Source organism: Streptomyces sp. NPDC096048 (assembly GCF_044763415.1).
In the GTDB taxonomy this organism is placed as follows: domain Bacteria; phylum Actinomycetota; class Actinomycetes; order Streptomycetales; family Streptomycetaceae; genus Streptomyces.
In genome coordinates this window covers 86,875-112,361 of sequence record NZ_JBIWGG010000005.1, presented here as the reverse complement: position 1 = coordinate 112,361, position 25,487 = coordinate 86,875, and the positions used below count along the sequence as shown (strand labels likewise).

Genomic DNA, 25,487 nt, shown 5'->3' with positions numbered 1-25,487 from the left:
TCACGGTCGCCGTGCGGGTTCGGGGAACGACCGGTCGCCGAAGAGCACTCTGCCGGCCGCGGCACGGCCGAGCGGCGTGCGCAGCAACGTGAATGCCGCCCTCGCCGCGGCCGGTGTCCGTACCTGGGCCAACCCACTGCGCAGTGTGAGTCTCCCGCGGAAGTCGGCGCGCAACGCGGCTCCGTCGTAGGAGGTCAACACGTCTCTTTTTCCTGTCCGCAGCGCGGCGTCGAGTACTTCGGCCGCGTGCTGCGACAGCCTGAGGCACGGATCCAGGCCGCCCGCGGTGAGCGGAGAAACGGCGCCGGCGGCGTCCCCCACGAGAAGCCCGTCCGGGCAACTGATCCGACGCAGTACGCCACCCACGGGTATGGGGCCTCCTCGCCGTTCCACCGCTGCGGGGCGGTCCCCGTCGGCCAGTCCGGGCGCGGAGGCGGCGAAACGCTCCATGGCTCGGCGCAGACCGTCCGGAAAGCGCTCTGCGTAGCCGGCGACGCCGACATGCGCGTGCCGACCGTCGTTGACTACCCAGGCGAGGTAGCCGGGGGCGACGGAAGGATCGAGTACACAGTGGAACGTCGGCGGCTCGTGGCTCCCGGACAGTTCGAAGACCTCCTCGGCACCGATCAGCAGTCGTCGGTTGCGATCCAGGGCGAGGTCGCGGGCGACGGCGGACCGGGCACCGTCGGCGCCGACGACGAAGCGCGCGCGGACCGCCGTACGCGCCTCTCTGCCGAGCAGTTGGTAGGTGTCGCCCTGGCGGCCCGCGTAGCGCGTGCCCAGCGCCATCCGTACCCCGGCCTCCCGCGCGACCGCGGCCGCCGCTTCGTAGAGCGGGGCCATGTCACCCACGCGGAACTCGTCGCGGGCGCTGACCAGGCTCACCGGATCGCGCATGCCTGGGGGATAGAGCACCACGCGTCGAATCGGTGGTCCGAGGTGCTCGGAGGGCAGCGGGAAGTCATCGAGGGTCTTCCGGACGAAGATGCCCGTGGTGCGAATCGCGCCGGCGAGACTGGCTCGCCGTTCGACGAGGAGTACGTCATGGCCTTGCCGGGCCAGGAGAGTCGCGGTGTGCAGGCCGGCAAGACCGGCGCCGACCACCAGGACGTCGGTGTGCACGGTGGCCTCGGGGCCGCTGCCTCGGTCGGCGTTCTTCACAGTCTGCCCCTCGTGGTTTCCAATCGACCTACGATAGGAACCTATCGATTGTCGATAGAAGAGGCAACTCGCGGCGGCACCGTGCTCGCGGCCGCGGGTGTCGGGGAACGCGCCACGCCCGCCCCCGCGGGCACCCAGCCGCACAGGCATCGAACGGCCGTGCCGGTCTGATGAAGATCGAGGCCGGCGCGACCTGGCATCCGGCAGCGAGCATGCCGAACCCGGTTGACGGGGCGGGGCGGCGGACGGGTGCGGGAGCGCAAGCGCGGGCAGGGAAGTGCCTCCCCGGCTCTGACCGGGGAGGCGTTCCGTCGGCTCGGCTGCGTATCGCCGGACCGTACGGGTCAGGCCCGTCGCAGCCTCCAGATCTGCGGCTGCAGACCATTGCACGTCCACTGCCGCACGTCGCCGCCGGGCTCCCGCGACCCCTGCGCCACGTCCAGGCACTGGCCGCTGGAGCGGGCGACCAGCCGGTAGTAATCCCGGCCCACATTCTCCAGCCTCCAGTCCTGCGCGGGGAAACCGTTGCAGTACCACTGCCGGACGTTCGTACCCGGCACCGCGGAGCCGTTCTCCACATCCAGGCAGTGACCGCTGTTGCGGCCGGTCAGCGTGAAGTGGCCGCCGTCCCGGGCGCGCAGCCTCCAGTCCTGCGGACCCATGCCGTTGCAACTCCACTGCTGGACGTTGCCGCCGGCCGAGCGGGAGTCACCGGCGACGTCGAGGCAGTGCCCGCTGTTGGCGTTCACCAGTCGGTAGAGCGCGCCGTCGGCGATCCCGGCCGCGTCTCCGCTGCCGGTGAGGCCGCCGGTCCCGTAGTAGGCCCGGCACACCGTGCCGTCGAAGTCGGTGGCGATCTGCAGGACCCGGCGCCCGTCGGCCGACGGAAGCAGCGGCGAGCTGTAGTTCTGGCAGTAGTTCACTTCCGGGTTCGGCACGCTCACCGGGGACTCGATCTCGTACCAGGGGCCGCTGCCGTTCTCCGTGTTGACGAGGATCGTCCGGCCGCTGTCCACCGCGGGAGTGCCGTCGCGGTCGAGAAGCCGTTGCCCGACCAGCAGCAGCCGTCCGTTCGGAGCGCCGTCCGGCGACGGAGCCCAGGCGATGGTCGGTGCGGCGCGGAAGTACTTGCCGTCGACGGTCTCCGGGCGGAACCCGAGCGACGTGGGATCGCCCCAGTCCCAGCCGTCGGCGGAGGTCCGGAAGTGCACCGCGCATTGGTACTGGCCGCCGGGGTTGCAGATCTCGTAGCTCATGAAGTAGGTGCCGTTCGGCAGCTTCCGCACCACCGGCATGCCCGGTCGGTCGGCCGACCAGCCACTCGCCACGGTGTCGTGGTGCCCCGCCCAGTGCACCCCGTCGTAGCTGCGCGCCGCGACGAGCTTCTGGCTGTGTCCGGGGTCCGTCTCATCGGCGTAGTGGCAGACCAGCGCGCCGTCCTCGGCCACCGAGAACTCCGGTTCCCACAGGCCTCCGGTGCCACTCGCGACGGCGCACGAGGACAGGTAGGACCAGGTGCGTCCCACGTCGTCGCTGCGCCAGACCCGCAGTGCCATCCGCCGGTCCTGTTCGTCCTGACCGGCGGAGGAGGCCCAGAGCAGGGTGCCGGCCGGCATCGCGCCCACCTGCCGGGGCAGCTCGAACAGCGTGGCGCAGCACAGCCCTTGGCCCGCTGCGGAATCCGGATCGGCCACCCTTCCGACCTCGCGGAAGGACGCCCCGGAATCGGTGCTCTCGTGAATGGCGCCTACGCCGTTGTCGCCGTCGAAGGTGACGACACTGGCGAGGACGCGTCCGTTCGCCGCACCGCTGTGTGCGAGCCTGATGGCACGCGGGTACAGGCCCGTGCCGTCGCGCAACGGTGTGCCCGTGGCCGCGCGGGAGAGGCCGGGGCTGTCAGAGGTCGCGACGGTGGTTGATGACGGGTCGGGGGCCGGGGACGAGAGGGGCGCCGGCGGGGCGCTCGCCGTGGCCGGGGCGGCGAGCCCCAGGGCCAACAGGCCGGTCAGGGCCAGAAGTGCGACCCGTACGCATGAGCCGCCACGGCGTCTGAGGGAGTGTGACAGGCGGAGGAGCATCGCGGTCTTCCTTCCTGCGGGAACGAATCCGCGCCAGGCTAGAGCGGTTGTACATCGATGTAAATGGGATCGCCGGGGGATCGTCGTGCTCATCGATCTCTCTCGACGCCAGTCCTGAGCGCCGCCGGGCCGGGCTGCGTAGCCTTGGTCACAGGACGAGGGAAAGGAGCTCTGGCATGACGCCGAAGCAGCCCACGACCGAGCTCGACGCCCGCTACAGCTCCGCGCTCAATCCGCGCCCGGGCGCGGAGAACGTCACCGCCATCGACTGGGCCGAGGCCCAGCGCAGACTGCGGGCCTCCGAGATCTTCTGGATCACCACGGTGCGGCCGGACGGCCGCCTCCACGTCACCCCCCTGATCGCCGCCTGGCACGACGGGGCGCTGTACTTCAGCACCGGACCGGGCGAGCAGAAGGCGAAGAACCTGGCCGCCCATGCCCACTGCGCCCTCACCACAGGGCGGAATTCGCTCACCGAGGGCGTCGACATCGTGATCGAGGGCACGGCGGAGCGGGTGACGGACCCGGCACGGCGGGACGAGGTTGTCGCCGCGTTCGAGGCGCAGTACGGGGACCACATCGTCTCGCCGGAGGGGACCTTCTACGGCTTCGGCGACAGCATCCGCAACGGCAACGACCTGCTGTTCGCGGTGGCACCCGGCACGGCGTACGGCTTCGGCCACGACGGTCAGGTGTTCATCCACACCCGCTACACCTTCGGTGACCTCTGAGGAAGCCCGTTCGCTGATCGGGCCGTTGCCGGCCGCGGGCGCCCGCCTCGCCTCCGCCCTGTGCGCCATCCGAGTGGCATCCATGCCCAAGGACCTTGATCACTGCGTCCTGCCGGGTGGCGGACACCGGGCTCACGTCGAAGTCACATCCACGAAGAGGTGGTACGGCCAACGTGGGATGCGGGAGATGACCATCTGGGGGCAAACGGACCCTGTGCGCGCGAGCGCGCCGGTACGGACGAGGTGGGAAGGGGTGCTGTGGTGAATGACGCGGATCGAGACGCCGGTGGGCGGCGGATGCTGGCCGGGCTGCTGGACGCCAGTCATCTGATGCCACTGGAGCTGCTGCCGGAGCAGGCGGCCGAGCACGCGCGGGCGGCGGGTTTCTCCCAGGTGCTGATCTACCTGGGAGATCTGCAGCGCAGGTGGCTGCGGCTCCTGACCGGCAAGGGCCTGGACGCCGGCCAGGGAGCGGGCGGCGAAGAAGGCGAACTGAGCATGGACGGGACCCTCGCGGGACGGGCGTGCCAGTTCGGACGTATCGTGCCGGGACCCCCGGTGGCGCCGGGCCCAGGAAACGCGGGGGCCAGACACTGGTGGGTGCCGCTGCTGAACGGCGCCGAGCGCCTGGGCGTGCTGCGCGTCACCACCGTGGTGGATGACGAGCGGGCCCAGGAGGACATGAGCCGTCTCGCGTCACTGGTGGCGCTGATCGTGCACAGCAAGCACAGCAGCAGTGACTCCTTCGCCCGCCTGACCCGCACTGGGCCGATGAACATCGCCGCCGAGATGCAGTGGCACCTGATGCCGCCGCACTCGTACGCGGACGGGCGGGTCGTGATCTCCGCCTCGATGGAACCCGCCTACCAGACCAGTGGGGACGCCTTCGACTATTCCACCGCCGGTGACGTCGTGCACTTGGCGATCTTCGACGCCATGGGGCATGACACGGCCGCCGGACTGAGCGCCAACCTGGCCATGGCCACCTGCCGCAACACCCGCCGCCAGGGCGCCGACCTGGTGGAGATCACCGAGAGAATCGAGGAAGCCCTCATCGAGCAGTACGGCTACCGGCGCTATGTCACCGGTATCCAAGCCGACCTCGACACCTCCACCGGTGTACTGTCCTGGGTCAACCGCGGCCATCACCCGCCGATCCTGATCCGCGGCAACCGCGGGCACACCACCCTCTCCTGCCGCCCCGCGCACCCCATGGGCACCGGTCTCGGCCTCAAGGTCACCGTGTGCCAGGAGCAACTGCAGCCCGGGGACCGGATCGTGCTGTACACGGACGGCATCACCGAAGCCCGCACAGCAGGCGGTACCGAGTTCGGCCTGGAGCACTTCACCGACTTCATCCTGCGCCACCACGCCGACGGCCTGCCCGTCCCCGAGACACTGCGCCGCCTCACCCGCGCCGTACTGGACCACCACGACGGTCGTCTTCAGGACGACGCCACCATCTTGCTGTGCGAATGGCTCGGCCCCGCATCCGAGGCAACCGTCCAGGCAGCGGACCACATCGGCATACCGACTCCTCGGTCCTCCCGGACGGGACATGGGGCGGGCCCGCGGCCCGTGCACGGCTGACGCTGCGACTCGCCACCAGGCCGCCCGGATCATCCAGCGCACCTTCGGCGAGGACCGGACCCGTGACCTGGACAACCCTGTCGCCGAGTGCTTCGGTCATGGCGTCGAGGTCGGCGCTGGACAAGCCGGGCTGTTGATCGAGAGATTCCAGGCAGGAGTACTGCCGGACGGCCGGCCCGTGCTCGCGCGGTGCCTCGTCCATGGCGTTGCGCAGGGCGGCCGAGCCGGCTCACCGTCCACGGAAGCTGACCGTGATCGCCGCCGTCCTCGTTCCGCGCGGTCGGCTCAGGTGGCGGCAGGGCGTGCCACCGCCGCCACCTGAGCCGACCGCCCACCGTCGCGCCCCCGCCCGGGGGAGTGGGTGGCCGCCAGTCCGTGGTCCCGGACAGGGGAACAGCGGTGCTCTGACCGGCCCGGAAAACCCAGGCCAGTGCGTCGGCACCGCCGGCCGCACCGCCGCCGAGGGAGCCGAGGCCGTTCGGGAACCCTGAGCGGACACCCCCGACCCGTACGTCGTCGTTCGGGCGGGCTGAGCGGTCAGCCGTCCGGTGAGCGGCGACCGCCCTGAGCGCGGTGCGGGGGGACGCCGACGCACTGGCCCCCCTCCGCGCTGCGGCTCGGGTGCGGCTCAGCGGGTCCGGTAGCGCGCGTAGATCAGTCCGCTGTCGAAGGCACGCTCCTCGACCAGCTCGAGATCAAGGCGCACGCCGCTGACCAGTTCCGCCAACCGTCGGACCCCGGCCGAAGCGCGCTGATCCGGGGACCGCCCCCGCAGTGGAGGGCACGTCCGGTCCGCCGGGAAGCACGCCGATGCACAGGAGGGCGCTGCCGCCGTTGCCGGCAGGCTGCTCAGCGTGGTTTCCGACGCCGGGGGCGGCGGACCGTGCGCCGCGGGTGCAGCGTGTCGGGAGCTGAGGGACGCTCTCATGCCATGGAGGCGGCGCGCCCGTCACCATCCTCCTCCCGTCAAGACTTGAAGCGATGGCGAAGCCGAGCCTCGGAAAACTCTCCCAACTGTCCTTACGGGTAACGCGAATTGCGCGATGTATTGACAACTGATTTCAGGAGTCTTACTTTTCCGCCATCTGAGAGCGCTCTCAGCCGGGCTCTTCCCCTCTCCCCACCACGGTTCCGCCGCGGCCTCAGGGCATCCGCCCCGGGGTTGTCGCGGCCGCCGACGAGCCCGTCCCTCTCGACGACACGAGGTGCACCCCATGCGAACTCGTCGATCACGGCCGGCCGCGGCGGTGGTACTGGCCGCCGCGCTGGCGGCCGTGGGCCTCGGCCCGGCCGCGACTCCGGCCGCGGCCGCCACCGTCCCCGTAGGATCCGGGAGTTACTCCGACACCCGGCCGCCCGGCACGACCGGTCCCACGACCAACACCGGCGCGCCGGTCACTCCGAAGGTCACGCAGGCGGCCAAGGGCAAGCCCGTGCCCACCAACGACTGGTGGTCCTCCCTCGCCTTCCAGCGCTATGGCGACAACCCGCACTCCACGCCCATGTACGGCCACCCGCTCACGTACCAGGCCGTCTCCGGCGGACTGGAGGTCGGCTATCCGACCAGTCCCGCAATCGTGGGCGAGGGCCGCCAGTACGAGTACGCGCACAAGCGCGACCTCACCCTCGGCCTGAGCGGACTCAACTCGCCCGACACCAAGGCCGATGCCTGGTCCGACTGGACGGTCACCCCGTACTGGTCCGACGGCACCCGAACCCTGCGGACCACCATCGGCCACGGGATGCCCTTCGTCTACGCCCAGGGCTCCGGCGGCAACGCCCAGATCACCACCGCGGCCACGCCGGCCGTCTTCTCCGACCAGGGCAACGTCGTCGGCATCACGGTCGGCGGCCACCACTACGCCCTCTTCGCGCCGACCGGCAGCGACTGGAACATCTCCGGCACCACGATCACCGCCGGTCTCGGCGGCAAGGACTACTTCTCCGTCGCCGTGCTGCCCTCCACCGGCGCGCTCGCGACCTTCCGCAAGTACGCGTTCAGCTTCGTCACCGGATCGCAGGTCGACTGGAACGCCTCCGGCGGCACGGTCGGAGCCACGTACAAGCTCACCACCGAGGCCAAGGAGGGCACCGAACGCGGCACCCTCCAGGCCCTCTACCGCCACCAGTGGCTGAACACCACCGACACCCTCACCCCGTACACCTACGTCTCTCCCCGCGGCACCATGAAGGTCCGGGAGAGCGCCTCCTTCACCACCCGCCAGAAGGCCGCCCCGGTCCTGCCCGCGCTGCCGAAGACCAGCGCGGTCGACACGTCCCGGCTGCGCAGCTACCTGACCGAGGTGGCAGGCTCCTCCGACCCGTTCTCCGGGGCCACGGACACCTACTGGACCGGCAAGGCGCTGGGCAAGCTCGCCCAACTGGTGCCGCTCGCCGACCAGATCGGTGAGACCGCGGTGCGCGACAGACTCGTCGGCCTGCTCAAGGGCCGTCTGCAGGAGTGGTTCACCGCGGGCGGGGCGAGCGAGTTCTCCTACGACAAGGACTGGAAGACCCTGACCGGCTACCCCGCCTCCTACGGCAGCGACGCCGAACTCAACGACCACCACTTCCACTACGGCTACTACGTGTACGCCGCCGCGATCGTCGCCCAGTACGACGCTGCCTGGGCCGCGGAGTCCGCCTGGGGCGGCATGGTCAAGACCCTGGTCCGCGACACCGCCAACCCGAGCCGCACCGACAGCGCCTTCCCGTTCCTGCGCGGCTTCGACGTCTACGCCGGGCACAGTTGGGCCTCCGGCCACCAGGGGTTCGCCGCCGGCAACAACCAGGAGTCCTCCTCGGAGTCCACCAACCTCAGCGCGGCCCTGGTGCTCTGGGGCTCCGCCACCGGCAACAGCGAGCTGCGCGACCTCGGCAGCTACCTGCTCGCCACCGAGAGCGAGGCGATCGCCCAGTACTGGTTCGACGCCGACCAGCAGGTCTTCCCCGGCTCCTTCACCCACGACACGGTCGGCATGGTGTGGGGCAGCGGCGGGGCGTACTCCACCTGGTGGACCGCCAACCCCGAGGAGATCCACGGCATCAACGTCCTGCCCGTGACCGCGGGCGGCTCCCCGCACCTGGCCGGGCACAAGGACGCGATCCGGCGCAACCTCGCGGAGCTGGAGCGCGAGAACGGCGGGCCCGCCGTGGAATGGCGCGACATCCTCTGGGAGTTCCAGTCGCTGGCCGACCCGGCCTTCGCCAAGGCGAAGTGGGACGCGGGACACGCCGGATACACCCCGGAGCAGGGCGAGTCCAAGGCGCACACGTACCACTGGATCACCACCCTGGACGCGCTCGGCGCGCCCGACCCCTCGGTGACCGGCGACCTGCCGACGTCCGCGGTGTTCACCAAGAACGGCACCCGCACCTACGCCGCCCACAACCACGGTTCCACGGCGCACACGGTCACCTTCTCCGACGGCAAGAAGCTCACCGTGCCCGCGCGTTCCACCGCGACCGGAACCGGTACGGACTCCGGCGGTGAGGACCCCGATCCGTCCACCGGCAATACCTTCCGGCTCCGCTCGGGCGGCGCCCTCACCACGGCCACCGGTGGCACGGCCGGCAGCGACACCATCCCGTCGGCCGAGGGCCGCAACCACGACGGCACCCCGAACAGGCCCCTCGTCTACGAGGCCAAGGGCGTCGACGCCACCCTCAAGGCGGGTGCCTCCACCACGTTCCGCCTCCCGGTGGACGCGGGTACCGCGGTCGGCCTCGGCCAGCAGGCCCGCATCAGCTACGACCTCACCGGCGACGGCACCTTCGACCGGACCGAGACGTACCAGTACTTCGCCACCGACCCGGTTTCGGGCTGGGAGGAGTACAACCAGACCCGCGGCCTGAAGGCCGCGACCGGCTCCCTCGGAAACCTGAACGGGGGGACGGTGCGGCTGGAGGTCTGGAGCGCGATCGGCAACGCGAGCGCGCTGCTGCGCACCGGCAGCGACACGTCCATGGTGGTCATTCCCTACGAGTGACGCACGCGGCGGCCTCCGGCCGGCGACGCGGCGGGTGTGGGGCGCCGGCCCCGCGCCCGCCGTCCACCGACCCGCTCATCGTGCGCGGACGGCGCGGTGACGCGCATGCTCCGGCCGCCCGCACACCCCCGGCGGACGGGTCTGGAACGTCCGTCAGCGCGCTGCGCGCCGGCCCGACCGAGGTACGACGGACAGCGTCCTGGATCCCGCCGGGGCGAGTCGGTGCGGTACATCCACACCATGGCCTCAAGGGGTGGCAGTGGTCGGTCCCGTCGCCGCCGGCGGACCGGATCCGTCGGCATCAGCGGCGCGTGCTGTGGTGTGGACGTCGGCGCCGCCACGGAGACCGGCGCCGTCGGCCGGCCGGCCGAACAGGCCCGCGACCAGCCCTGACGCGCGACCACTGGACGAGAACGAAGGCGGTGACCAGAGCGAGTGCGAGGATGCCCGCACGCGTCCCGACACCGGCTGTCCGCCTGAGTCGGGCTCCGCGGGCCGACTTCGGGGAGGACCGATGGACGGGGCGTTTCCTGGGGTGAGGGAGCCCGGTGGCCTCAAGGGACAGTTCCTGGTTGATGCGCTGCCAGACGCGCTCGGGCGGCACGGCCGGCAGCAGGTCCGACGCGTGCGCGTCACGCGCGGCGGTCACCACGCGGGTCATCAGCCTCAGTTCTTCGCGGCAGCGACGGCATGACGCGACGTGCCGCAGGGCACCGGCGTCCTCGTCGGTGCTCGCGTGACCGAGTGCCAGCTCCACCAGGTGCGACGGTTCGACGTGACCCACTGTGCCTCTCCTGTGTCTCGGGCTCCGTTGTCCCCGCGTACGCGCCGATTGCGTGTGACCGAAGGCCGTCAATCCCGCACCGGCTCGGCCGTGACGACGAGGTTGGCGAGGTAGCCGCCCCGCTCGGGCACGAACGGCGGCGCACACGTGATCAGGGTGAGGGCCGGTGTGCCGGTCCGGCGGAACACGGCGGCCGGCAGTTCGTCCTTCGGCACGGTGGCGCGCGAGACGACGCGGTAGACCGCCGGTGCCGCCTCCGCTCGCCGTACCTCGACGCGATCGCCGCGCCGTACCTCGTAGAGCGCCGCGAACTCTCCGAGGGTGCCGGTGTCGCTGTCGACGTGTCCGACGAGTACGGCCGATCCCCGCGAACTTCCCGGGGCCGGGCCGTAGCGGTACCAGCCGGCCACGGACGGGTCCTCGGGGACCACCATGGCCCCCCGTTCGGTCACGCCGACCGGTCGTACACGGGCGTCGAGGCCCACGTCGGGGAGCTGAACCCGCTCGGGTGGCGCGCCCGGGGCCGTGTCGGCCCGTGACGCCGGGCGGCCGGTCGACGGGGCCGTCGCCGCCCTCTGTTCCGACGGCGCGGATCCGAAGTCGGGCGGCCCCGGATCCGGTCCGGACGGCTGCCCCGAAGCGCCGAGGACGGCTGCCAGCGCGGCAGCCGCCATCGTCATTCCGGTCAACCGTCGCGCCGCGTCAGCCATGTCGGCCCGCGACTCGGCGGGCCACCAGGACGCCCGTGAGCGTGATCGCTCCGGCCGCGGCGGCCCAGGCCAGCCACTGGTCTGGGGAGTTCGGGGCGACGGCGGCCCCGCTGCCGCCCGCGTGCACTCCGCTGGGCATCGATTCGATGCCGCTGAACGTCTGGGTTGCCAGGGCCAGATTCTTGTCCTGGGCGCTGCCCCAGGCGTAGACGACGTTGCTCGTCCCTTCCTCGAGGTCCAGGTCGGCCGGCCCTGCCGCCACGGTGTCCGTGCCGGCGAGGACGACGTCGGCGTTCACGGTGCCCGCGTCCACGGCCGCGGTGTCCTCGTCGGGGTTCGTCAGGCCGGTGAAGACGGGCTGCCCGCCGGCCCGTACGTCCACGGCGGGCGCGGCCGCGACATGGCGGACCGTCAGGCGCGCCTTGCCGGCGTCCACCTTCGAGACGTCGTCGGTGAACGCCGTCAGCTGGGGCTTGCCGTCGGCGGAGAGGTGTGCGGCGAGCGTGGCGTTGCCGCCTTCGGGCACCTTCACCTGCTTCTCCAGGGCCGGTGTGCCGTCGGGGCCCTGGCCCGCTTCGAAGACCTGGATGTCGTAGGTTCCCGCGTCGAGGGACTGCGGGTCGGTCACCGTGCCGGGCTTGAAGTCGCCGAGCAACTCGTCGCCGTTGGCGTAGACGTCGACCGTCATTCCCGGTATGCCGTGGAAGACGGAGACCATGGCCTTGTCCTGTGCCTGGGCAGGCGCCGCCATGGCGGGTGCGGTCGCGCCGAGGGCCAGGGCGCAGGCGCCGGCCGAGGCGGCGACGGCGATGGGGGTCCGGGAGGTCATGGGGATCATCCCTTCGAGCGGAGTCTCCACCTGCTGCGGAGTCTCGGTCGTGTTTCGCTGTTCCGCGTCGCCACGGACGCGTCCGCGGCCCTGCTTCTTCGGTTCGGTCAGTCGGTCGTGCCGTGCGCGCGGCCCTGGTCGATCACCAGGCGCAGCCGGTGCAGACCGCGGCGGGCGTGGCTCTTGACCGTTCCCAGGGGCACGCCGGTGCGTTCCGCGATCTGGACCTGGGTCAGGTCCTCGTAGAAGGCCATGCACAACACCTCTCGCTGAGCGTGCGGCAGCCGGGCCAGGGCGTCGACGAGCAGCACGCGGTCGAGTACTTCGTCCGGTGCTGTCTGGACGAGCAGGGCGGGCGCGGCCGCGTGGGTGGCCGATTCGACGAGGGCGAGACGCCTCGTCCTGGCGGCCAGCGCGTCGACGATCTTGCGGCGTGTGATGCCGACCAGCCAGGCGCCGAGTGCGCCCCGCTCCGGTCGGAAGCCGTGCCGCCCGCGCCAGGCGCCGATGAAGACCTGCTGCGTCACGTCGTCGGCCTCGTGGACGTCGCCGAGGGACCGGGCGGCCATGGTGTGCACGAGCGAGCCCCAGTGCCGGTAGATGGCCGCGAACGCCGCCTCGTCCGCAGCGACCAGGCCACGCGCCAGGTCCTCCTCGTACCGCGTCTCCTCCTCGGGCGGGACGAGGGCCGTGGTCGATCCCGTGTTTGTGTTCATGGCCTGCTTCCTCCTGCCGTGCGTGCTACGGGACGGAAGGCCGTCCGCCGAGCGGCAAGCCCGCCGGACCGGCGTGCCGGCCGCCGTGCGCGTGCTTCCAGTCTTGGACGCACGAACGACGCAGACAACATGCGTCGTTTGTGCGTCGTAGAGTGGGTGTATGAGCGCGCTTACGGGAAACGGTGAGGACCGGGGTGACGAGGCCGGTCCGCCGGGCGGCGGGCTGACCACCGGCGAGGTCGCCCGGCGCCTGGGAGTGGCTCCCACCACGGTCCGTACGTGGGACCGCCGGTACGGGCTCGGCCCCGTCGGGCGCACAGGTGGCCGGCACCGGCGCTGGACTCCGGAGGACGTCGCGAGACTTGAGCGGATGTGCGCGTTGACCGCGACCGGGCTGCCACCGGCCGAGGCGGCGCGGCTGGCGCGCAGCGAGGAGCCACCGGCCGCGGCCCGGCCCGCGCGGACGGCCGTCGGGGCGGGGCGGCCCGCGACCCGGGTCCGCAGCCGGGCGGGGAGCGGGTTGCAGCTGGGTGACGTGCGGCTGGAATGCAAGGGGATCGCCCGCGCCGCCCTGCGTCTCGACGCCGCCACCCTGGACGAGCTGCTGCTCGCCGCGATCGCCGAGCACGGACTGGTCGCCGCCTGGACCGAGGTGATCGTGCCGACGCTCCAGGCCGTCGGCCGCAAGTGGGAGACATCGGGCGAGAAGTACGTCGAGGTCGAGCACTTCCTGTCCTGGCACGTCTCCGGCGCGCTACGGCGCACCACGCCCAACACGGTCGCGGACCGACCCGGCGCCACCGCGCTGCTCGCCTGCGTGCCGGGGGAGAACCACACACTTCCCCTGGAAGTGCTGTCCGCGGCGCTGACGGAGCGAGGCGTTCCGGTACGCATGTTCGGTGGCGCCCTGCCCGTCGAGTCGCTCGTCGCGGCGGTGCGCAGGACCGGGCCGGCCGCGGTGGGGCTGTGGGCGCAGTCCCGTACCACCGCCAGCAGGCCGTTGGCCCAGCACGTGGCGGCGATGGAGTGGGGGGTGCGGGGCGCCCGTCGCGGGCCGGTCGTCCTGACCCTCGGACCCGGGTGGGCGGGGCAGACGGTGGCCGGCCTGGCGCGCCCGTCGGGGCTTGCCGAGGCCGTCACCGCCGTGGAGGCGTCGGTGTCCTCGTGACGTGTCGTCGTCCCGGACATTCGGTCGTGGCGCCTGGCATCGGCCGGAGGAACATGGTCCGCTGACGTGGCGGTCGTGATCGCGCCGTTCGCCGTGGACGCCTGGCGGCCGTGGCCGGCGTCCTGGCATCGGGTGCACGCGCCGCACGGGAGGTACTGGCCGACCCGGGACGGCAGGGATGACGCAGGGGGGCCGGAAAGGACCGACCGCATCCATGGCGGGCCCAGGCCCCGAAGCAGTGACCGACCACCGACCGCATCCAAAGCGGGCCCAGGCCCCGAAGCAGTGACCGACCTGATGGACTCGTCGGTTCGTCACCCAGGAGTGAAGCGTGGAACTGAGCGGTGCCCGTGTCCTGGTGGCCGGAGCCACCGGAGTGCTGGGCGGTGCGATCACCGCCGAACTGGCCGGCCGGGGTGCGCGAGTGGCTCTCGCCGGACGCGACCCGGGCCGCCTCGCCCACGCCGCACAGGCGTGTCCGGGCGCTCCGACCGTTCGGTTCGACGCCTACGACCCCGAATCGTGCGCTCGCGCCGTGCGGGACACGACGGCCGCCCTCGGAGGGCTGGACGCCGTCGTCGTCGCCTTCGGGGCGGTGGCCTTCGGCGCGGCGGAGGAGGTCGGTGACGAGGTCGCGGAGCACCTGACGGCGGTCAACCACCTCGCTCCCGCCGCGTTCTTCCGCGCCGCGCTCACCATCCTGCGCCCCGGTTCGGCGATCGCCGCCGTCACCGGCGTGGTGGCCGAGCGACCGCAGCCCCGGATGGCCGACTACAGCGCCTCCAAAGCCGCGCTGAGCGCCTGGCTGGACGCCGTACGCCGCGAAGCGCGGAACAACGGTGTCGCGGTACTGGATATCCGGCCGGGGCACCTCGACACCGGCTTCGCCCGTCGTCCGGTGGCGGGAACGGCCCCGCCGCTGCCCAGGGGAGGCGACCCGCGCCGGCTGGCCGGCGCCGTCGCGGACGCGCTGGAGGCGGACGCCGAGCTGCTGCGTTCGGGCCCGGACGGAACGCCCGTCGTGGAACGGCGGGCCCGATGACACCCCGCCGCACCGAAAGCTCCGACGTGGTCGTCATCGGTGGCGGCGCGGCCGGTCTCGGCCTCGCGCACCGGCTGACGGAGACCGGCTCCGCCACCGTGGTCCTGATCGAACCGCCGGACGGCCCGCTGCGCCCGGCGGAGCGGACCTGGTGCTACTGGGACCAGGGTGTCGACAGCCTCGAAGAGGTCGTCAGCGCCTCCTGGCCCGTGCTGCGCCTGCACGGCGCCGACGGCCGGCCGGTCACCGTCGACCCGGCCCCGTTCACCTACCGCATGGTGCGCTCCACCGCCTTCGAACGGCTGGTCCACGGTCGGCTGGCCCGCTCGGACGGCGGGCGGGTCCTGCGCGCGACGGCGGAAACGGTGCGCGACGTGCCCGGCGGCGCGGAGGTCCGGTGCACACTCCCCGGGGGCTGGTCCCTGACCCTGCGCGCCCGGCGCGTGTTCGACTCGCGGCCGCTGCCCGCCCTGCCGCCGGCCCGGACGCGGTTGTTGCAGCACTTCCGCGGCTGGTTCGTGCGCACCGACACCGACCGCTTCGACCCCGCGGTCGCGGACCTGATGGACTTCCGGGTTCCCCAGCCGGCGCACGGGCTCGCCTTCGGCTACGTCCTGCCGCTGGCGCCGGACCGGGCACTCGTGGAGTACACCGAGTTCTCCGGCGCCACGCTGACCACCGAGGCGTACGAGTCGGCACTCGGCCACTACTGCCGCGACATCCTCGGACTCGGCGCACTCACCGTGGAGCGGACGGAGCAAGGGGTCATCCCCATGACCGACGCCCGCTTTCCGCGGCGCGCCGGTTCCGCCGTGTTCCGCATCGGAGCCGCGGGCGGTGCCACCCGGCCGGCCACCGGCTACACCTTCGCCGCGGCGCAACGGCAGAGCAGAGCCATCGCCGCCGCGCTGCGCGACGGGCGCGGGACCGTCCCGCCCGCCCCCCACGGACGCCGGGCGCTGGCCATGGACGCGATACTGCTGCGCGCCCTGGACACCGGAAGGGTCAACGGCCCGGACTTCTTCACCGACCTGTTCCGCCGCGTCCCGGCCGAGCGCCTGCTGCGCTTCCTCGACGGCACGACCTCGCTCCGCGAGGAGTGGGGCATCGGGCTGCGCACCCCTGTCCGGCCGATGCTGCGCACGGCGGCCGAACTGCCCTTCCTGCCCCGCCGGTCCCGGCCCACCGCAAGAATCGGAGAGAGCCACCGATGAGCCTCCTGCGCGACCACGACCTGGCCCGCGCCTTCGACCACGCCTCCCACACCTACGACCGCCTCACCTCCCTCAACCCCGGCTACCGCACCGACCTCCTGCGCTCGGCCCGCCGTCTGCGGCTCCCCGACGACGGAGTAGGACTGCACCTTCTCGACCTCGGATGCGGTACCGGCGCCTCCACCCGGGCCCTGCTCAGGGCCGCGCCCCGGGCCCGGATCACCGCCGTGGACGCCTCCGCGGGCATGCTGCGCCGCGCGCTGGCCAAGCCGTGGCCCGCACGCGTGCGCTTCCTCCACCTGACCGCCGAGGAACTCGCGACGGCCGGTGAAGGCCCCTACGACGCGGTCTTCGCCGCCTACCTGTTCCGGAACGTCACCGATCCGGACGCGGTCCTGGAGACCGTGCGGACCCTGCTGCGGCCCGGCGGGCGTTTCGCCGCCCACGAGTACAGCCTCAGCGGCTCCCGGGCGCGCCGGGCGCTGTGGACGGCGGTGTGCCGCGGCCTCGTCGTCCCGGCGGGCACGCTCACCGGCGACCGCGCCCTGTACCGCCATCTGTGGCACAGCGTCATCGCCTTCGACACCGCCCCCGCCTTCGCAGCCCGGCTGGCGCGGGCCGGCCTGACCTCGGTGCGGGTCGCCCCCGTCGCCGGATGGCAGACGGGCATCGTGCACACCTTCCTCGCCCGCAACCCCGCCCCGACCACGGCGAAGGAGCGGGCCCAGTGACCGCCCACCGCACCGTCGCCGCCCGACGGGGCCGCGACCGCAAGGCACAGACGCTGCTGCCGGTACCCGGCGCGGAGCGTTTCCGCTGCGGGGACGAGCCGTCCGTCGCGGTCATCGGTGGCGGAATCGCCGGTCTGGCCGCGGCCACCCTGCTGGCCGAACGCGGCGCCCGCGTGACCCTGTACGAGAAGGAGGACTCACTCGGCGGCCGGCTCTCCGGCCGGCCCACCACCCTCGCGGACGGCTCTCCGGTCACCATGACCCGCGGGTTCCACGCCTTCTTCCGCCAGTACTACAACCTGCGCGGCCTGCTCCGCCGTACCGACCCCGCCCTCGCGCGACTCACGCCGCTGCCCGACTACCCCCTGCGGCACAGTGGCGGCCTGACCGACAGCTTCGCCCGTGTCCCGAGGACCCCACCCCTCAGCGCACTCGGATTCGTCGCCCTCAGCCCCACCTTCGGGTGGCGGGACCTCGCCGCCATGGACGCCCGGGCGGCACTCCCGCTCCTCGACGTGCGCGTACCCGAGGTGTACGACCGCTTCGACGATGTCACCGCCACCGGTTTCCTGGAATGCGTGCGCTTCCCGGAAGCCGCCCATCATCTGGCCTTCGAGGTGTTCTCCCGCAGCTTCTTCGCCGACCCGCGCGAACTGTCCGCCGCCGAACTGCTGCTGATGTTCCACATCTACTTCCTCGGATCGGCCGAAGGCCTGCTCTTCGACGTACCGACCGAGCCGTTCCCCCAGGCGCTCTGGGATCCGCTCGGCGACTACCTCCAGCGCCTCGGGGTGGAGGTGCGCACCGGCACCGCCGTGCACGAGGTCCTGCCCCAGGACGGCCAAGGAGCAAGGGTGCGCACCGACGCCGGTACCGACCGCCACCAGGCCGTGGTGCTCGCCCTCGACACCGGGGGACTGCGTCGGACCGTCGCCGCGTCACCCGGCCTGGGCACCTCCGGATGGCGCGACGCCATCGCCGCCCTGCGCACCGCACCGCCGTTCCTCGTCTCCCGGCTCTGGCTCGACCGGCCGGTCCACGCCGACCGGCCCGGGTTCCTCGGCACCAGCGGCTACGGCGGGCTGGACAACATCAGCGTCCTGGAGCGCTACGAGGGCGAGGCCGCCCGCTGGGCCGCGCGAACCGGCGGCTCCGTCGTGGAACTGCACGCCTACGCCGTCGATCCCGCGGCGGAACCGAAAAAGGTGCAGGACACGCTCGTCGACCGGCTGCACCAGGTGTATCCGGAGACCCGCGAGGCGCACCTCGTCGACGCCCGGCACGAGTGGCGCTCGGACTGCCCGCTCTTCGAGGTCGGCACCCACCGCCTGCGCCCCACCGTGCGCACCCCGCACTCATGGCTGACCCTGGCCGGTGACGCGATCCGCTGCGATCTGCCCGTCGCCCTGATGGAACGAGCCGCCACCACCGGCTTCCTGGCCGCGAACGCCCTGCTCGCCGACTGGGGCGTACGCGGACAAGTGCTGTGGACGGTTCCCCGGTCGGGCCGTTCACGCTTGCTTCGGGCGCTCGGGGCTGTCGCGGGACGCCGTCCGTCCCCCTGACCGGTGGCCTCCGGCCCGCCCGGGCCAGGGGCCAGGCCACCGGTGCTCGCTCCTCCGGGGAACCGCCCGGTGTTCCGCAGTGTCCAGCGTCGTTCGGACAGGCCAGGTCGTCGGGCCCCAGTCGCCCGGCCGAACGGCGCATCAGCGGCCGCAGCACCGGGGCGGCGGCGCGGGCGGGGGCGAAGCCGGGCCGGTCCGAGGCGGCGACCACCGCCTCGACCACGGCGGTGCGTGGCCGTTCGTGGTCCGGCCCGGCAAGTGGCGTCGCGTGCGTCTCGACGACGGACGTCGCTCCCTCACCGTCGATGACGCGCTGACGGCCGTGCGCGGCTCCGGCGCGGTGAACTCCGCCCGTAATCGGACCACAGGCGCCCGGTCACCCGGAAGGAGACGTCGACGACGAGGGGTCCCTGCTCACGCGACCTCCTCCGCACACCGCTGGGGCACGCCCGTCGCGCGCCGGACGAGCGTGGCGAACTCGTGCCGTACGGCGGGGGGTGCGCCGGTGCGCTCGAAGTGCCCGAGACTCAGGTCCGTCAGCTCCGCGATCTTGGCCTCCACCAGGTCCCGGGCTCCGGTGCGCTTCAGTGCCGTCCGCATCCGCTCGACGGCGTGCCCGGACCTGGGGTCCGCGTCCGGAGCCAGCGTCGCGGCGGCCTGGTGATCGCCGGCGGCGTCGGCGAGTCGTAGGGCGACGGCGAGCAGGTAGGTGAGCTTGCGCGACCGCAAGTCGTCGTCGGCCGGTTTGCCGGTCAGCGCCGGATCGCCGAAGGCCCCCAGGAGGTCGTCACGGAGCTGGAACGCGAGACCGGCGCACCGGCCGGCCGCCCGCATCGCGTCCAGCACCTCATCGTCGGCTCCGGCCAGCGACGCGCCCATCGCCAGGGGCCGGGCGACGGTGTACAGGGCACTCTTCAAGGTGGCGATGGCCAGCGCCTCGTCGGCACCGGACGAGCGAGCGGCCTGAGCGTGCAGGTCGCGGTACTGCCCGGCGACCATCTCGGTACGCATCGCCCGCCACTCCTCGTGCAGGCGCCGACCGTACGGCGTACCCAGCGCCGTCTCCGTCAGCAGGTCGTCCGCCCACGCCAGCGCCAAGTCACCGGCGAGCACGGCGGCGGACGTCCCGAACGACTCCGCGGAGCCGTGCATACCCGCTGCCCAGTGCCTCCGGGCGAGTTCCACGTGCATCGCCGGGGCTCCCCTGCGCTGCACGGACCCGTCCATCACGTCGTCGTGCACGAGAGCACACGCCTGGAGCAGTTCGAGGGCGGCTCCGGTGTGCAGCACCGCGGTGGCGTCGTCCGAGCCGCCCGCGGCCCGCCAGCCGCAGTGGACGAACGCCGTGCGCAGCCGCTTGCCGCCCCGCTCGGTCAGCGCGGCCAGGCGGTCGGCCAGCTCCTGGGCGAAGACGGGATCGACGGCACGGGAATGACGTAGTCGGACGTCGAGCACCCGCTTGAGGACGGTGCCGACGGCGGTCGTGGCGTCGTGCGCGGTGAGAGGGTCGTCGACGAGTTCGGCCGGTCCGGCCACCACCGGCGGCATTCCAAGCATGCACAACCCCTTATCACTCTCGGTCATCCGCACGTCAGTGCTTCCGCCGAGTGCCCTCTTATGGATGCGCTGATTCCTGCCCGACCTGGCGCCGGTGCCGGGCGGACCCACGCCAGCGGCCCGTCGACGCGGCTCTGATGGCGGTGTGTCACCCCGCGCGCGTATGCCTGATCGCGTACGTCCCCGAGATCGTCGAGCCGGTCGAATCCCCGCAAGGGCTGGGCGACGCGGTGGTTGCCCGCCAGCCGTGCGCGGCGCCGGTCGATAAACGCCCAGTAGCCGGCCGCGTACGGTCACACGCACTCGCCACCTATGAGGAGCGACCGGACGGTGGCACCGACCGCGAGCGTGATCGGCGGTGCCGCTTCACAGACCACGGCGAGAAGACGAGGCCCCCGCTGCCCACCGGGCTGTCCAGCACGGTGGGCAGCGCCTGGGAGCGCCGCGCCCGCTCGTCCACGCCGGACAACCCGCTGGCCGGACGGTCGTCTCACTCGCCGGTTCCGCTCCGCCCACCTGCCCGCCGAGGCCTCCGCCTCCACCGGCCCGTTCCGCTTCAGCCACGCCCAACGCCCGAGTCAGGGCGCGTCTCCGTGGGCGTACCGAACGGCAGGGCAGGTCACCTCTTGACCGCTACACCGCACACGGAGACGTCGGCCGTGCCCTCCTCGGCCTGGCCGGCGTCCGGGCGCCAGGTGGCCGTGGACACGACCCCCGGCTCCACCAGATCCAGACCGGTGAAGAAGGACGCGATCTCTTGCGGCGAACGCAGGTGGTAGGTGTTGGCCGACTGCCCGTTGTACACCCCGACCGCGGTGTTGAGCGCCTCGTTGGTGTTCGTGCCGTCGCTCAGAGCCAGGTAGCTGCCCGGCGGCAGGGCCGACATCAGGGCGCTCACCAGGTCCGCGGGGCGTTCGGCGTCGGAGATCTGCCCCATGATCCCCAGCATGGTCAGGGCGACCGGGCGGCTGAAGTCCAAGGTCTTGGCGGCCTCGGCGAGGATCCGCTCGGGATCCCTCACGTCGGCGTCCACGTAGGCGCAGTCGCCCTCGGCGCTGCTCGTGAGCAGCGCCTGCGCGTGCACCAGGACGAGGGGGTCGTTGTCGACGTACACGATGCGGCTCTCCGGCGCGATGCGCTGAGCCAGTTCGTGCGTGTTGTCGGCGGTGGGCAGGCCGGTGCCGATGTCGAGGAACTGACGGACACCTGCCTCGCCGGCGAGGAAGCGCACGGCGCGCGCGAGGAACCTGCGCTGCAACCGCGCGACGGCGGCGAACTCCGGGAACGTCTTGAGGATGACCTCACCGGCCTCGCTGTCGACGGGGTAGTTGTCCTTGCCTCCCAGCAGGTAGTTCCAGACACGGGCGGAGTGCGGGCGATCGGTCTGCAGCCTGGCCCTGACTTCTTCACGCGGGTGAGTCATGAGGAAAGCTTCACACATGGCCAGGCCACCGCATGCCAACTGACCTGATGGCAGGCAGAGATCGATCCGCGCTGTCGACCGACCGGGGGCCGGTCGCTGACGAGATCCCCCCGGTCGTCCGGGGCACCGCTGGGCGTCCATGACCACGCGCGGCGTCCATCTCCACCCTGCGCACGCAGCAGACCCTGAAACGGCCCTCAAGAAAAGGGGGAGGAAGCCCGACGCCATTGAACGGGAGGGGGCTGGCGTCGGCTTCGTCCGGTGAACTAGGTTGTGGCGATGACTACCGGGACGGCCTTGCGCCACACACGGATCGGTGACCCGGTGCTCTCCTGAGCACCGTACGGGCGAGTGCGGGCCCGCTGCTCGATCGAGGATCCTGCGCTGCCGCGCGGGCTCCGCCTCCGTCGTGTTGATCACAGGACACATCAACCACGACAGGAGAGTTCATGCCCACCAAGATGCTGCAGATTCCCACCGCGGACGGCCAGGCCGATGCCTTCGCCGCCTTCCCCGACGACGGCGAGCGGCACCCAGGGGTGCTGATGTACGCGGACGGCTTCGGTATCAGGCCCGTGCTGCGGGAGATGGCCCGCGAACTGGCCGACCACGGCTACTACGTGCTCCTTCCCAACTTCTTCTACCGGCACGGCCCGGCACCTGTGGTCGAACTTCCCGAGCACATCGGAGAAGAGGCCCGGACCGCGGTCCTGCGTCGGCTGATGCCCCTGATCGAGGCACACACCATCGAACGGACCCTGCGCGACGCCGACGCCTACCTCGAATTCCTCGCCACCCAGCCCGAGGCCAGCGGCGGCCCCGTCGCTGTGACCGGTTACTGCATCGGCGGCCTCCTGGCGGTGCGCACCGCCGCGGCCCACCCCGGCCAGGTGGCCGCCGTCGCCGGATTCCATGCCCCCGTCGGCGCCGCCGGGCCCGACAGCCTGCGCCGCCTCACCGCCCAGGTCCACTTCGGCCACGCCGAAACCGACCTGACGCCCGAGGCCCTCGCCGAACTCAACCAGGCTCTGGATGCCGCAGGTGTCGACTACACCTCTGAGATCTACCCCGACACCGTCCACGGCTTCACCATGGCCGACACGGACGCTTTCGACCCCGCCGCACTGCGGCTTCACTGGGGCCACCTGCTCCCCCTCCTCGGCCGCAGTCTGGCCAACTGCTGAGGCTCCGGCCCGGAATCCGAACCTGAAGTGCACGGTGGAGCGCCGGCAGCCACAGGTCCGGGCGAAGGCCAAGGCGAAGGCGGCGGCCACGGGCGGCATCGTCATCGACACCCGCGCCCGCATGGGCTGCACCGTGCCGATCGGGTCCACGGATCAGGACCTTCAGTTCTCTGCCCGAACGGACGTGAGGCCCGGACGTGGGCGACTGAGCGCGACACCTGGCGAACTGCTCTTCCCAGAGTTCGGGGACCGCTCCCGACGAGCTCTTCTATCATGGGCGTGGCGTGGTGCGACTTCTACGGAGGTGGCCAAGAACATGAAGGACGTCGTGGCGGGGATCCTCGTCGGCCTGGTCGTGCTGGCGACCTTCGCCGCGGTTCTCTGGATGATGAGCCGCAGCACCGAGGCCAACGAGGAGGAGCGCCGGTCGGAGGCCGAGAAGTACGGGAACCAGGCGACCTGCACCGTCGTCATCGGGTGAGAGGCCACTGCCTCAGTACGAGCGGCCGATGATGTACCACCTGAGCGCCGCAGTCGGCCATACCCGCCATGAAGGGGTCTCCGGGTGATGGACGACGGTGCGAGGCATCCCTCGCCCCTGCGGGCCGATCCAGTGGCGCCGTGCCTTCCAGCAGGCCATGACCGAGCTGATGGACCGGTCCTGAAAGCCGCGCCAACGCCCCGGCCCCGACAACGACACCGAGCCTCGGCCGCTTCGAGTCAGAACGCCCGTGCGGTCCGCTCCCGGAGGTGTGTGCGAGCATCTCGGAGTGGTCCCGGCGAGCGGTTCACCATGCTTGTCAGCGCCGGGAGACGAGCTGTATAACGTTGTAAACGAGTGCCCAAGGGCTTGGGGTCCGGCTCACCGTGGGGGCACCCGCCCCGCACCGAACGCCGAGTGGGGACGCTTCGGAGGGATTCGACGTGCGGGTCAGCCTCAAGGACGTCGCCGCGCACGCGGGGGTCTCCGTCAAGACGGTCTCCAACGTGGTGAACGACTACCCCTACGTCACCGCCGGAATGCGGGAGCGCGTCCAACGCTCCATCGACGAGCTGGGGTACCGGCCGAACCTGACCGCCCGGCACCTGCGCAAGGGGCGCACCGGCATCATCGCGCTCGCCCTGCCCGAGCTGGGGAACCCCTATTTCGCCGAGCTGGCCGCGGCCGTCATCGACGCCGCCGCCGCGCACGACTACACCGTGCTCCTCGACCACACCGGCGGGCGGCGGGAGCAGGAGATCCTGGTCAGCCAGGGATTTCGGGCCCGGGTGATCGACGGGCTCATCCTCAGTCCCATCGAGCTGGAGGAGGAGGACCTGCGCGACCGCACCGAGAACGTGCCGCTGGTGCTGCTCGGTGAACGGGACTACGACCTGCCGTACGACCACATCGCCATCGACAACGTCGCGGCGGCCCGCACCGCGGTGCGCCACCTGATCGGCCTCGGCCGCCGTGAGGTGGCGTTCATCGGGGACCGGCGCGGGCGCAGCGAACCCGCCCAGCTGCGTGTGCGCGGCTGGCGCGAGGAACTGGCCGCCGCCGGGCTCCCGGCCGACGACGGACTCGTCGCCGCCACCGACGGCTGGGGACACGCGGACGGCGCGGCCGCCATGGCCCGGATCCTGGAGGCCGGCCGGCGGCCCGACGCGGTCTTCGCCTACAACGACCTCGTGGCCATCGGGGCGATGCGCGTCCTGCACGCGCGAGGACTGCGGGTGCCCGAGGACATCGCGGTCGTCGGATTCGACGACGTCGTCGAGGGCCGGTTCGGCGCGGTGACGCTCACCTCGGTGTCGCCGGACAAGGAGGCCATCGGCCGGCTGGCGGTGGAGTCGGTCCTGGCCAGGCTGGGCGGCCAACCCGCCGAGCCCCGCCGCTTCTGGGCCGACCACCGGCTCGCGGAGCGGGAGAGCACGCTGGGCCGCGGCGCCGAGAGCGTCTGAGTACACGCACCGACTTGCGTCAGGGGTGGGCTGTATGGCGTAGGTGCTGGTCGGTGGGGCATGTGACGTAGGCGCTGGTCGAGTTGACATCGTTGTCACACGGCTCGATGACTCAGTGTCGGCGGTACGGCGGCAGCAAGTCAAGAGGCCGGCCGCGTGTTCGTCGGGGTTCGGTGAAGGGGGCCGCGTGAAGCGCGAGTTCGCCCCGCACGCTCCGGCCGCCAGGTCGCGCACGGGGGGTTTACAGCACCATTGCAACGATGTAAAACCTCTGTGCGGCGGGCCGGACAAGGTCCTCCGCCGGGGGAGAAGCAGTCAGCCGTCGCTCGTAGCCCGGCTCCCCAATTCCCTTTCAGCTCCACCCGGATCGGGGTCACCATGCAGTGCACCACTCACCGTCCGCACCTCCTCCCCGCGGCCTGATGCTGGCCATCACCGACGAGGGCGCGAACACCTACCTCATCGCCAAGGGCTCCTTCCTCGCCGAACTGGGCCAGGGCAGCACGCTCGGCCTCGGCAACCCGGTGTGGATCACGCTCGCCCTGTTCGCCGCGGGCGCCGCGGTCCTGCGCCGCACCCGCTTCGGCCAGCACGTGTACGCGGTCGGCGGCAACGAGGACGCGGCGGCGCTGATGGGGGCGCCGGTCGCCCGCACCAAGATCCTCGGCTACACCCTGTCCGGGCTGCTGGCGGGACTGGCCGGCGCCCTCAACGCCGCCTGGCTGGCCTCCGGTGTGACCGGCAACGGCATGGAGCTGGACGCCATCTCCGCCGTCGTCATCGGCGGCACCCTGCTCACCGGCGGCCTCGGCTACGTCAGCGGTTCGCTGGTCGGCGTCCTGCTGCTCAAGGCCATCCAGAACGTCATCAACCAGATCGGCTCCCTCGACTCCTCCTACCAACTCGTCGTCAGCGGCGCCTTCCTGGCCCTCGTCGTCATCGCCCAGACCTGGCTCGGGCGCAGACGCCGACTGATGTGACAAGCCCCGGACGCGGCAGCCGTGCCTCGATCGCCCCGGCCACCGCGTCCGGTCCCCACGGCCGGTGCCACACCTATCCGCCGGCCGGTGC

At 72.0% G+C, this 25,487-nt stretch carries 18 protein-coding genes and 4 pseudogenes; 13 read left to right on the top strand and 9 right to left on the bottom strand.

What is annotated here, in order from left to right; genetic code table 11:
* Entirely contained in the window at positions 1 to 1,161 is a 1,161-nt protein-coding gene (locus tag ACIQ6R_RS14700; RefSeq protein WP_404221446.1) for an FAD-dependent oxidoreductase, read from the bottom strand.
* Between the two features lie 344 nt (positions 1,162 to 1,505).
* Entirely contained in the window at positions 1,506 to 3,239 is a 1,734-nt protein-coding gene (locus ACIQ6R_RS14695; RefSeq protein WP_404221444.1) for an RICIN domain-containing protein, read from the bottom strand.
* A gap of 176 nt (positions 3,240 to 3,415) precedes the next feature.
* Between ACIQ6R_RS14695 and ACIQ6R_RS14690 the strand changes: the two genes are divergently transcribed.
* Positions 3,416 to 3,970, top strand: coding sequence for a pyridoxamine 5'-phosphate oxidase family protein (locus ACIQ6R_RS14690; RefSeq protein ID WP_404221441.1), 555 nt, complete (start codon positions 3,416 to 3,418; stop codon positions 3,968 to 3,970).
* Positions 3,971 to 4,267: 297 nt separating this feature from the next.
* On the top strand, positions 4,268 to 5,560 hold the full coding sequence (locus tag ACIQ6R_RS14685) for a PP2C family protein-serine/threonine phosphatase (protein WP_404222168.1): 1,293 nt from the start codon (positions 4,268 to 4,270) through the stop codon (positions 5,558 to 5,560).
* A 628-nt stretch (positions 5,561 to 6,188) separates the two neighbouring features.
* Here ACIQ6R_RS14685 and ACIQ6R_RS14680 read toward each other — a convergent pair.
* Positions 6,189 to 6,269, bottom strand: a pseudogene (locus tag ACIQ6R_RS14680) (deaminase); the annotation flags it as partial.
* 505 nt (positions 6,270 to 6,774) lie between these two features.
* Between ACIQ6R_RS14680 and ACIQ6R_RS14675 the strand changes: the two are divergent.
* On the top strand, positions 6,775 to 9,549 hold the full coding sequence (locus ACIQ6R_RS14675; protein ID WP_404221439.1) for a glycosyl hydrolase: 2,775 nt from the start codon (positions 6,775 to 6,777) through the stop codon (positions 9,547 to 9,549).
* Between the two features lie 852 nt (positions 9,550 to 10,401).
* Here ACIQ6R_RS14675 and ACIQ6R_RS14670 read toward each other — a convergent pair.
* From ACIQ6R_RS14670 to ACIQ6R_RS14660, 3 genes are all read right to left on the bottom strand, one after another.
* Positions 10,402 to 10,818, bottom strand: coding sequence for a class F sortase (locus ACIQ6R_RS14670; RefSeq protein WP_404222165.1), 417 nt, complete (start codon positions 10,816 to 10,818; stop codon positions 10,402 to 10,404).
* 217 nt (positions 10,819 to 11,035) lie between these two features.
* A complete protein-coding gene (locus tag ACIQ6R_RS14665; protein WP_404221437.1) occupies positions 11,036 to 11,872 on the bottom strand; it encodes a DUF4397 domain-containing protein in 837 nt (278 codons plus the stop codon).
* A gap of 107 nt (positions 11,873 to 11,979) precedes the next feature.
* A complete protein-coding gene (locus ACIQ6R_RS14660; protein ID WP_404221435.1) occupies positions 11,980 to 12,588 on the bottom strand; it encodes a sigma-70 family RNA polymerase sigma factor in 609 nt (202 codons plus the stop codon).
* Between the two features lie 160 nt (positions 12,589 to 12,748).
* Between ACIQ6R_RS14660 and ACIQ6R_RS14655 the strand changes: the two genes are divergently transcribed.
* The 5 genes from ACIQ6R_RS14655 (at position 12,749) to ACIQ6R_RS14635 (ending at position 18,308) form a co-directional block, all read left to right on the top strand.
* Positions 12,749 to 13,756, top strand: coding sequence for a MerR family transcriptional regulator (locus tag ACIQ6R_RS14655; protein ID WP_404221433.1), 1,008 nt, complete (start codon positions 12,749 to 12,751; stop codon positions 13,754 to 13,756).
* Between the two features lie 331 nt (positions 13,757 to 14,087).
* A complete protein-coding gene (locus ACIQ6R_RS14650) occupies positions 14,088 to 14,798 on the top strand; it encodes an SDR family NAD(P)-dependent oxidoreductase (protein WP_404221431.1) in 711 nt (236 codons plus the stop codon).
* Complete coding sequence (locus tag ACIQ6R_RS14645; RefSeq protein ID WP_404178982.1) at positions 14,795 to 16,012, top strand: lycopene cyclase family protein; 1,218 nt, start codon at positions 14,795 to 14,797, stop codon at positions 16,010 to 16,012. Before ACIQ6R_RS14650 ends, ACIQ6R_RS14645 begins: the two co-directional genes overlap by 4 nt.
* Positions 16,009 to 16,743: a methyltransferase domain-containing protein gene (locus ACIQ6R_RS14640; protein WP_404221429.1), complete on the top strand. Its 735-nt coding sequence runs from the start codon at positions 16,009 to 16,011 to the stop codon at positions 16,741 to 16,743. Before ACIQ6R_RS14645 ends, ACIQ6R_RS14640 begins: the two co-directional genes overlap by 4 nt.
* Entirely contained in the window at positions 16,740 to 18,308 is a 1,569-nt protein-coding gene (locus tag ACIQ6R_RS14635; RefSeq protein ID WP_404221427.1) for an FAD-dependent oxidoreductase, read from the top strand. The genes ACIQ6R_RS14640 and ACIQ6R_RS14635 overlap by 4 nt, the downstream gene beginning before the upstream one ends.
* A 53-nt stretch (positions 18,309 to 18,361) precedes the next feature.
* Here ACIQ6R_RS14635 and ACIQ6R_RS14630 read toward each other — a convergent pair.
* The 3 genes and pseudogenes from ACIQ6R_RS14630 to ACIQ6R_RS14620 form a co-directional block, all read right to left on the bottom strand.
* Positions 18,362 to 18,724 (bottom strand): annotated as a pseudogene (locus tag ACIQ6R_RS14630) (DUF5914 domain-containing protein); the annotation flags it as partial.
* Positions 18,723 to 19,865: a polyprenyl synthetase family protein gene (locus ACIQ6R_RS14625; protein WP_404178991.1), complete on the bottom strand. Its 1,143-nt coding sequence runs from the start codon at positions 19,863 to 19,865 to the stop codon at positions 18,723 to 18,725. The gene ACIQ6R_RS14625 and the pseudogene ACIQ6R_RS14630, both read right to left, overlap by 2 nt.
* Before the next feature lie 619 nt (positions 19,866 to 20,484).
* Positions 20,485 to 21,288 (bottom strand): SAM-dependent methyltransferase, encoded by an 804-nt coding sequence (locus tag ACIQ6R_RS14620; RefSeq protein WP_404221425.1) that lies wholly within the window; start codon positions 21,286 to 21,288, stop codon positions 20,485 to 20,487.
* A gap of 449 nt (positions 21,289 to 21,737) precedes the next feature.
* Between ACIQ6R_RS14620 and ACIQ6R_RS14615 the strand changes: the two genes are divergently transcribed.
* From ACIQ6R_RS14615 to ACIQ6R_RS14595, 5 genes and pseudogenes are all read left to right on the top strand, one after another.
* Positions 21,738 to 22,472 carry a dienelactone hydrolase family protein gene (locus ACIQ6R_RS14615; protein ID WP_404221423.1) on the top strand — a complete coding sequence of 245 codons (735 nt, stop codon included), beginning with the start codon at positions 21,738 to 21,740 and terminating at the stop codon, positions 22,470 to 22,472.
* A gap of 43 nt (positions 22,473 to 22,515) precedes the next feature.
* Positions 22,516 to 22,632 (top strand): annotated as a pseudogene (locus ACIQ6R_RS14610) (XRE family transcriptional regulator); the annotation flags it as partial.
* A 156-nt stretch (positions 22,633 to 22,788) separates the two neighbouring features.
* On the top strand, positions 22,789 to 22,953 hold the full coding sequence (locus tag ACIQ6R_RS14605) for a hypothetical protein (RefSeq protein ID WP_404222197.1): 165 nt from the start codon (positions 22,789 to 22,791) through the stop codon (positions 22,951 to 22,953).
* 443 nt (positions 22,954 to 23,396) lie between these two features.
* On the top strand, positions 23,397 to 24,416 hold the full coding sequence (locus ACIQ6R_RS14600) for a LacI family DNA-binding transcriptional regulator (protein ID WP_404221421.1): 1,020 nt from the start codon (positions 23,397 to 23,399) through the stop codon (positions 24,414 to 24,416).
* A gap of 413 nt (positions 24,417 to 24,829) precedes the next feature.
* Positions 24,830 to 25,396 (top strand): annotated as a pseudogene (locus ACIQ6R_RS14595) (ABC transporter permease); the annotation flags it as partial.
* Between the last annotated feature and the right edge of the window lie 91 nt (positions 25,397 to 25,487).

Coding starts and splice junctions, on each gene's coding strand:
- ACIQ6R_RS14660 (WP_404221435.1), bottom strand. CDS start 12,588: ATGAACACAAACACGGGATCGACCACGGCCCTCGTCCCGCCCGAGGAG.
- ACIQ6R_RS14695 (WP_404221444.1), bottom strand. CDS start 3,239: ATGCTCCTCCGCCTGTCACACTCCCTCAGACGCCGTGGCGGCTCATGC.
- ACIQ6R_RS14605 (WP_404222197.1), top strand. CDS start 22,789: ATGAAGGACGTCGTGGCGGGGATCCTCGTCGGCCTGGTCGTGCTGGCG.
- ACIQ6R_RS14675 (WP_404221439.1), top strand. CDS start 6,775: ATGCGAACTCGTCGATCACGGCCGGCCGCGGCGGTGGTACTGGCCGCC.
- ACIQ6R_RS14640 (WP_404221429.1), top strand. CDS start 16,009: ATGAGCCTCCTGCGCGACCACGACCTGGCCCGCGCCTTCGACCACGCC.
- ACIQ6R_RS14685 (WP_404222168.1), top strand. CDS start 4,268: ATGCTGGCCGGGCTGCTGGACGCCAGTCATCTGATGCCACTGGAGCTG.
- ACIQ6R_RS14620 (WP_404221425.1), bottom strand. CDS start 21,288: ATGACTCACCCGCGTGAAGAAGTCAGGGCCAGGCTGCAGACCGATCGC.
- ACIQ6R_RS14615 (WP_404221423.1), top strand. CDS start 21,738: ATGCCCACCAAGATGCTGCAGATTCCCACCGCGGACGGCCAGGCCGAT.
- ACIQ6R_RS14645 (WP_404178982.1), top strand. CDS start 14,795: ATGACACCCCGCCGCACCGAAAGCTCCGACGTGGTCGTCATCGGTGGC.
- ACIQ6R_RS14625 (WP_404178991.1), bottom strand. CDS start 19,865: ATGCTTGGAATGCCGCCGGTGGTGGCCGGACCGGCCGAACTCGTCGAC.
- ACIQ6R_RS14655 (WP_404221433.1), top strand. CDS start 12,749: ATGAGCGCGCTTACGGGAAACGGTGAGGACCGGGGTGACGAGGCCGGT.
- ACIQ6R_RS14690 (WP_404221441.1), top strand. CDS start 3,416: ATGACGCCGAAGCAGCCCACGACCGAGCTCGACGCCCGCTACAGCTCC.
- ACIQ6R_RS14665 (WP_404221437.1), bottom strand. CDS start 11,872: ATGACCTCCCGGACCCCCATCGCCGTCGCCGCCTCGGCCGGCGCCTGC.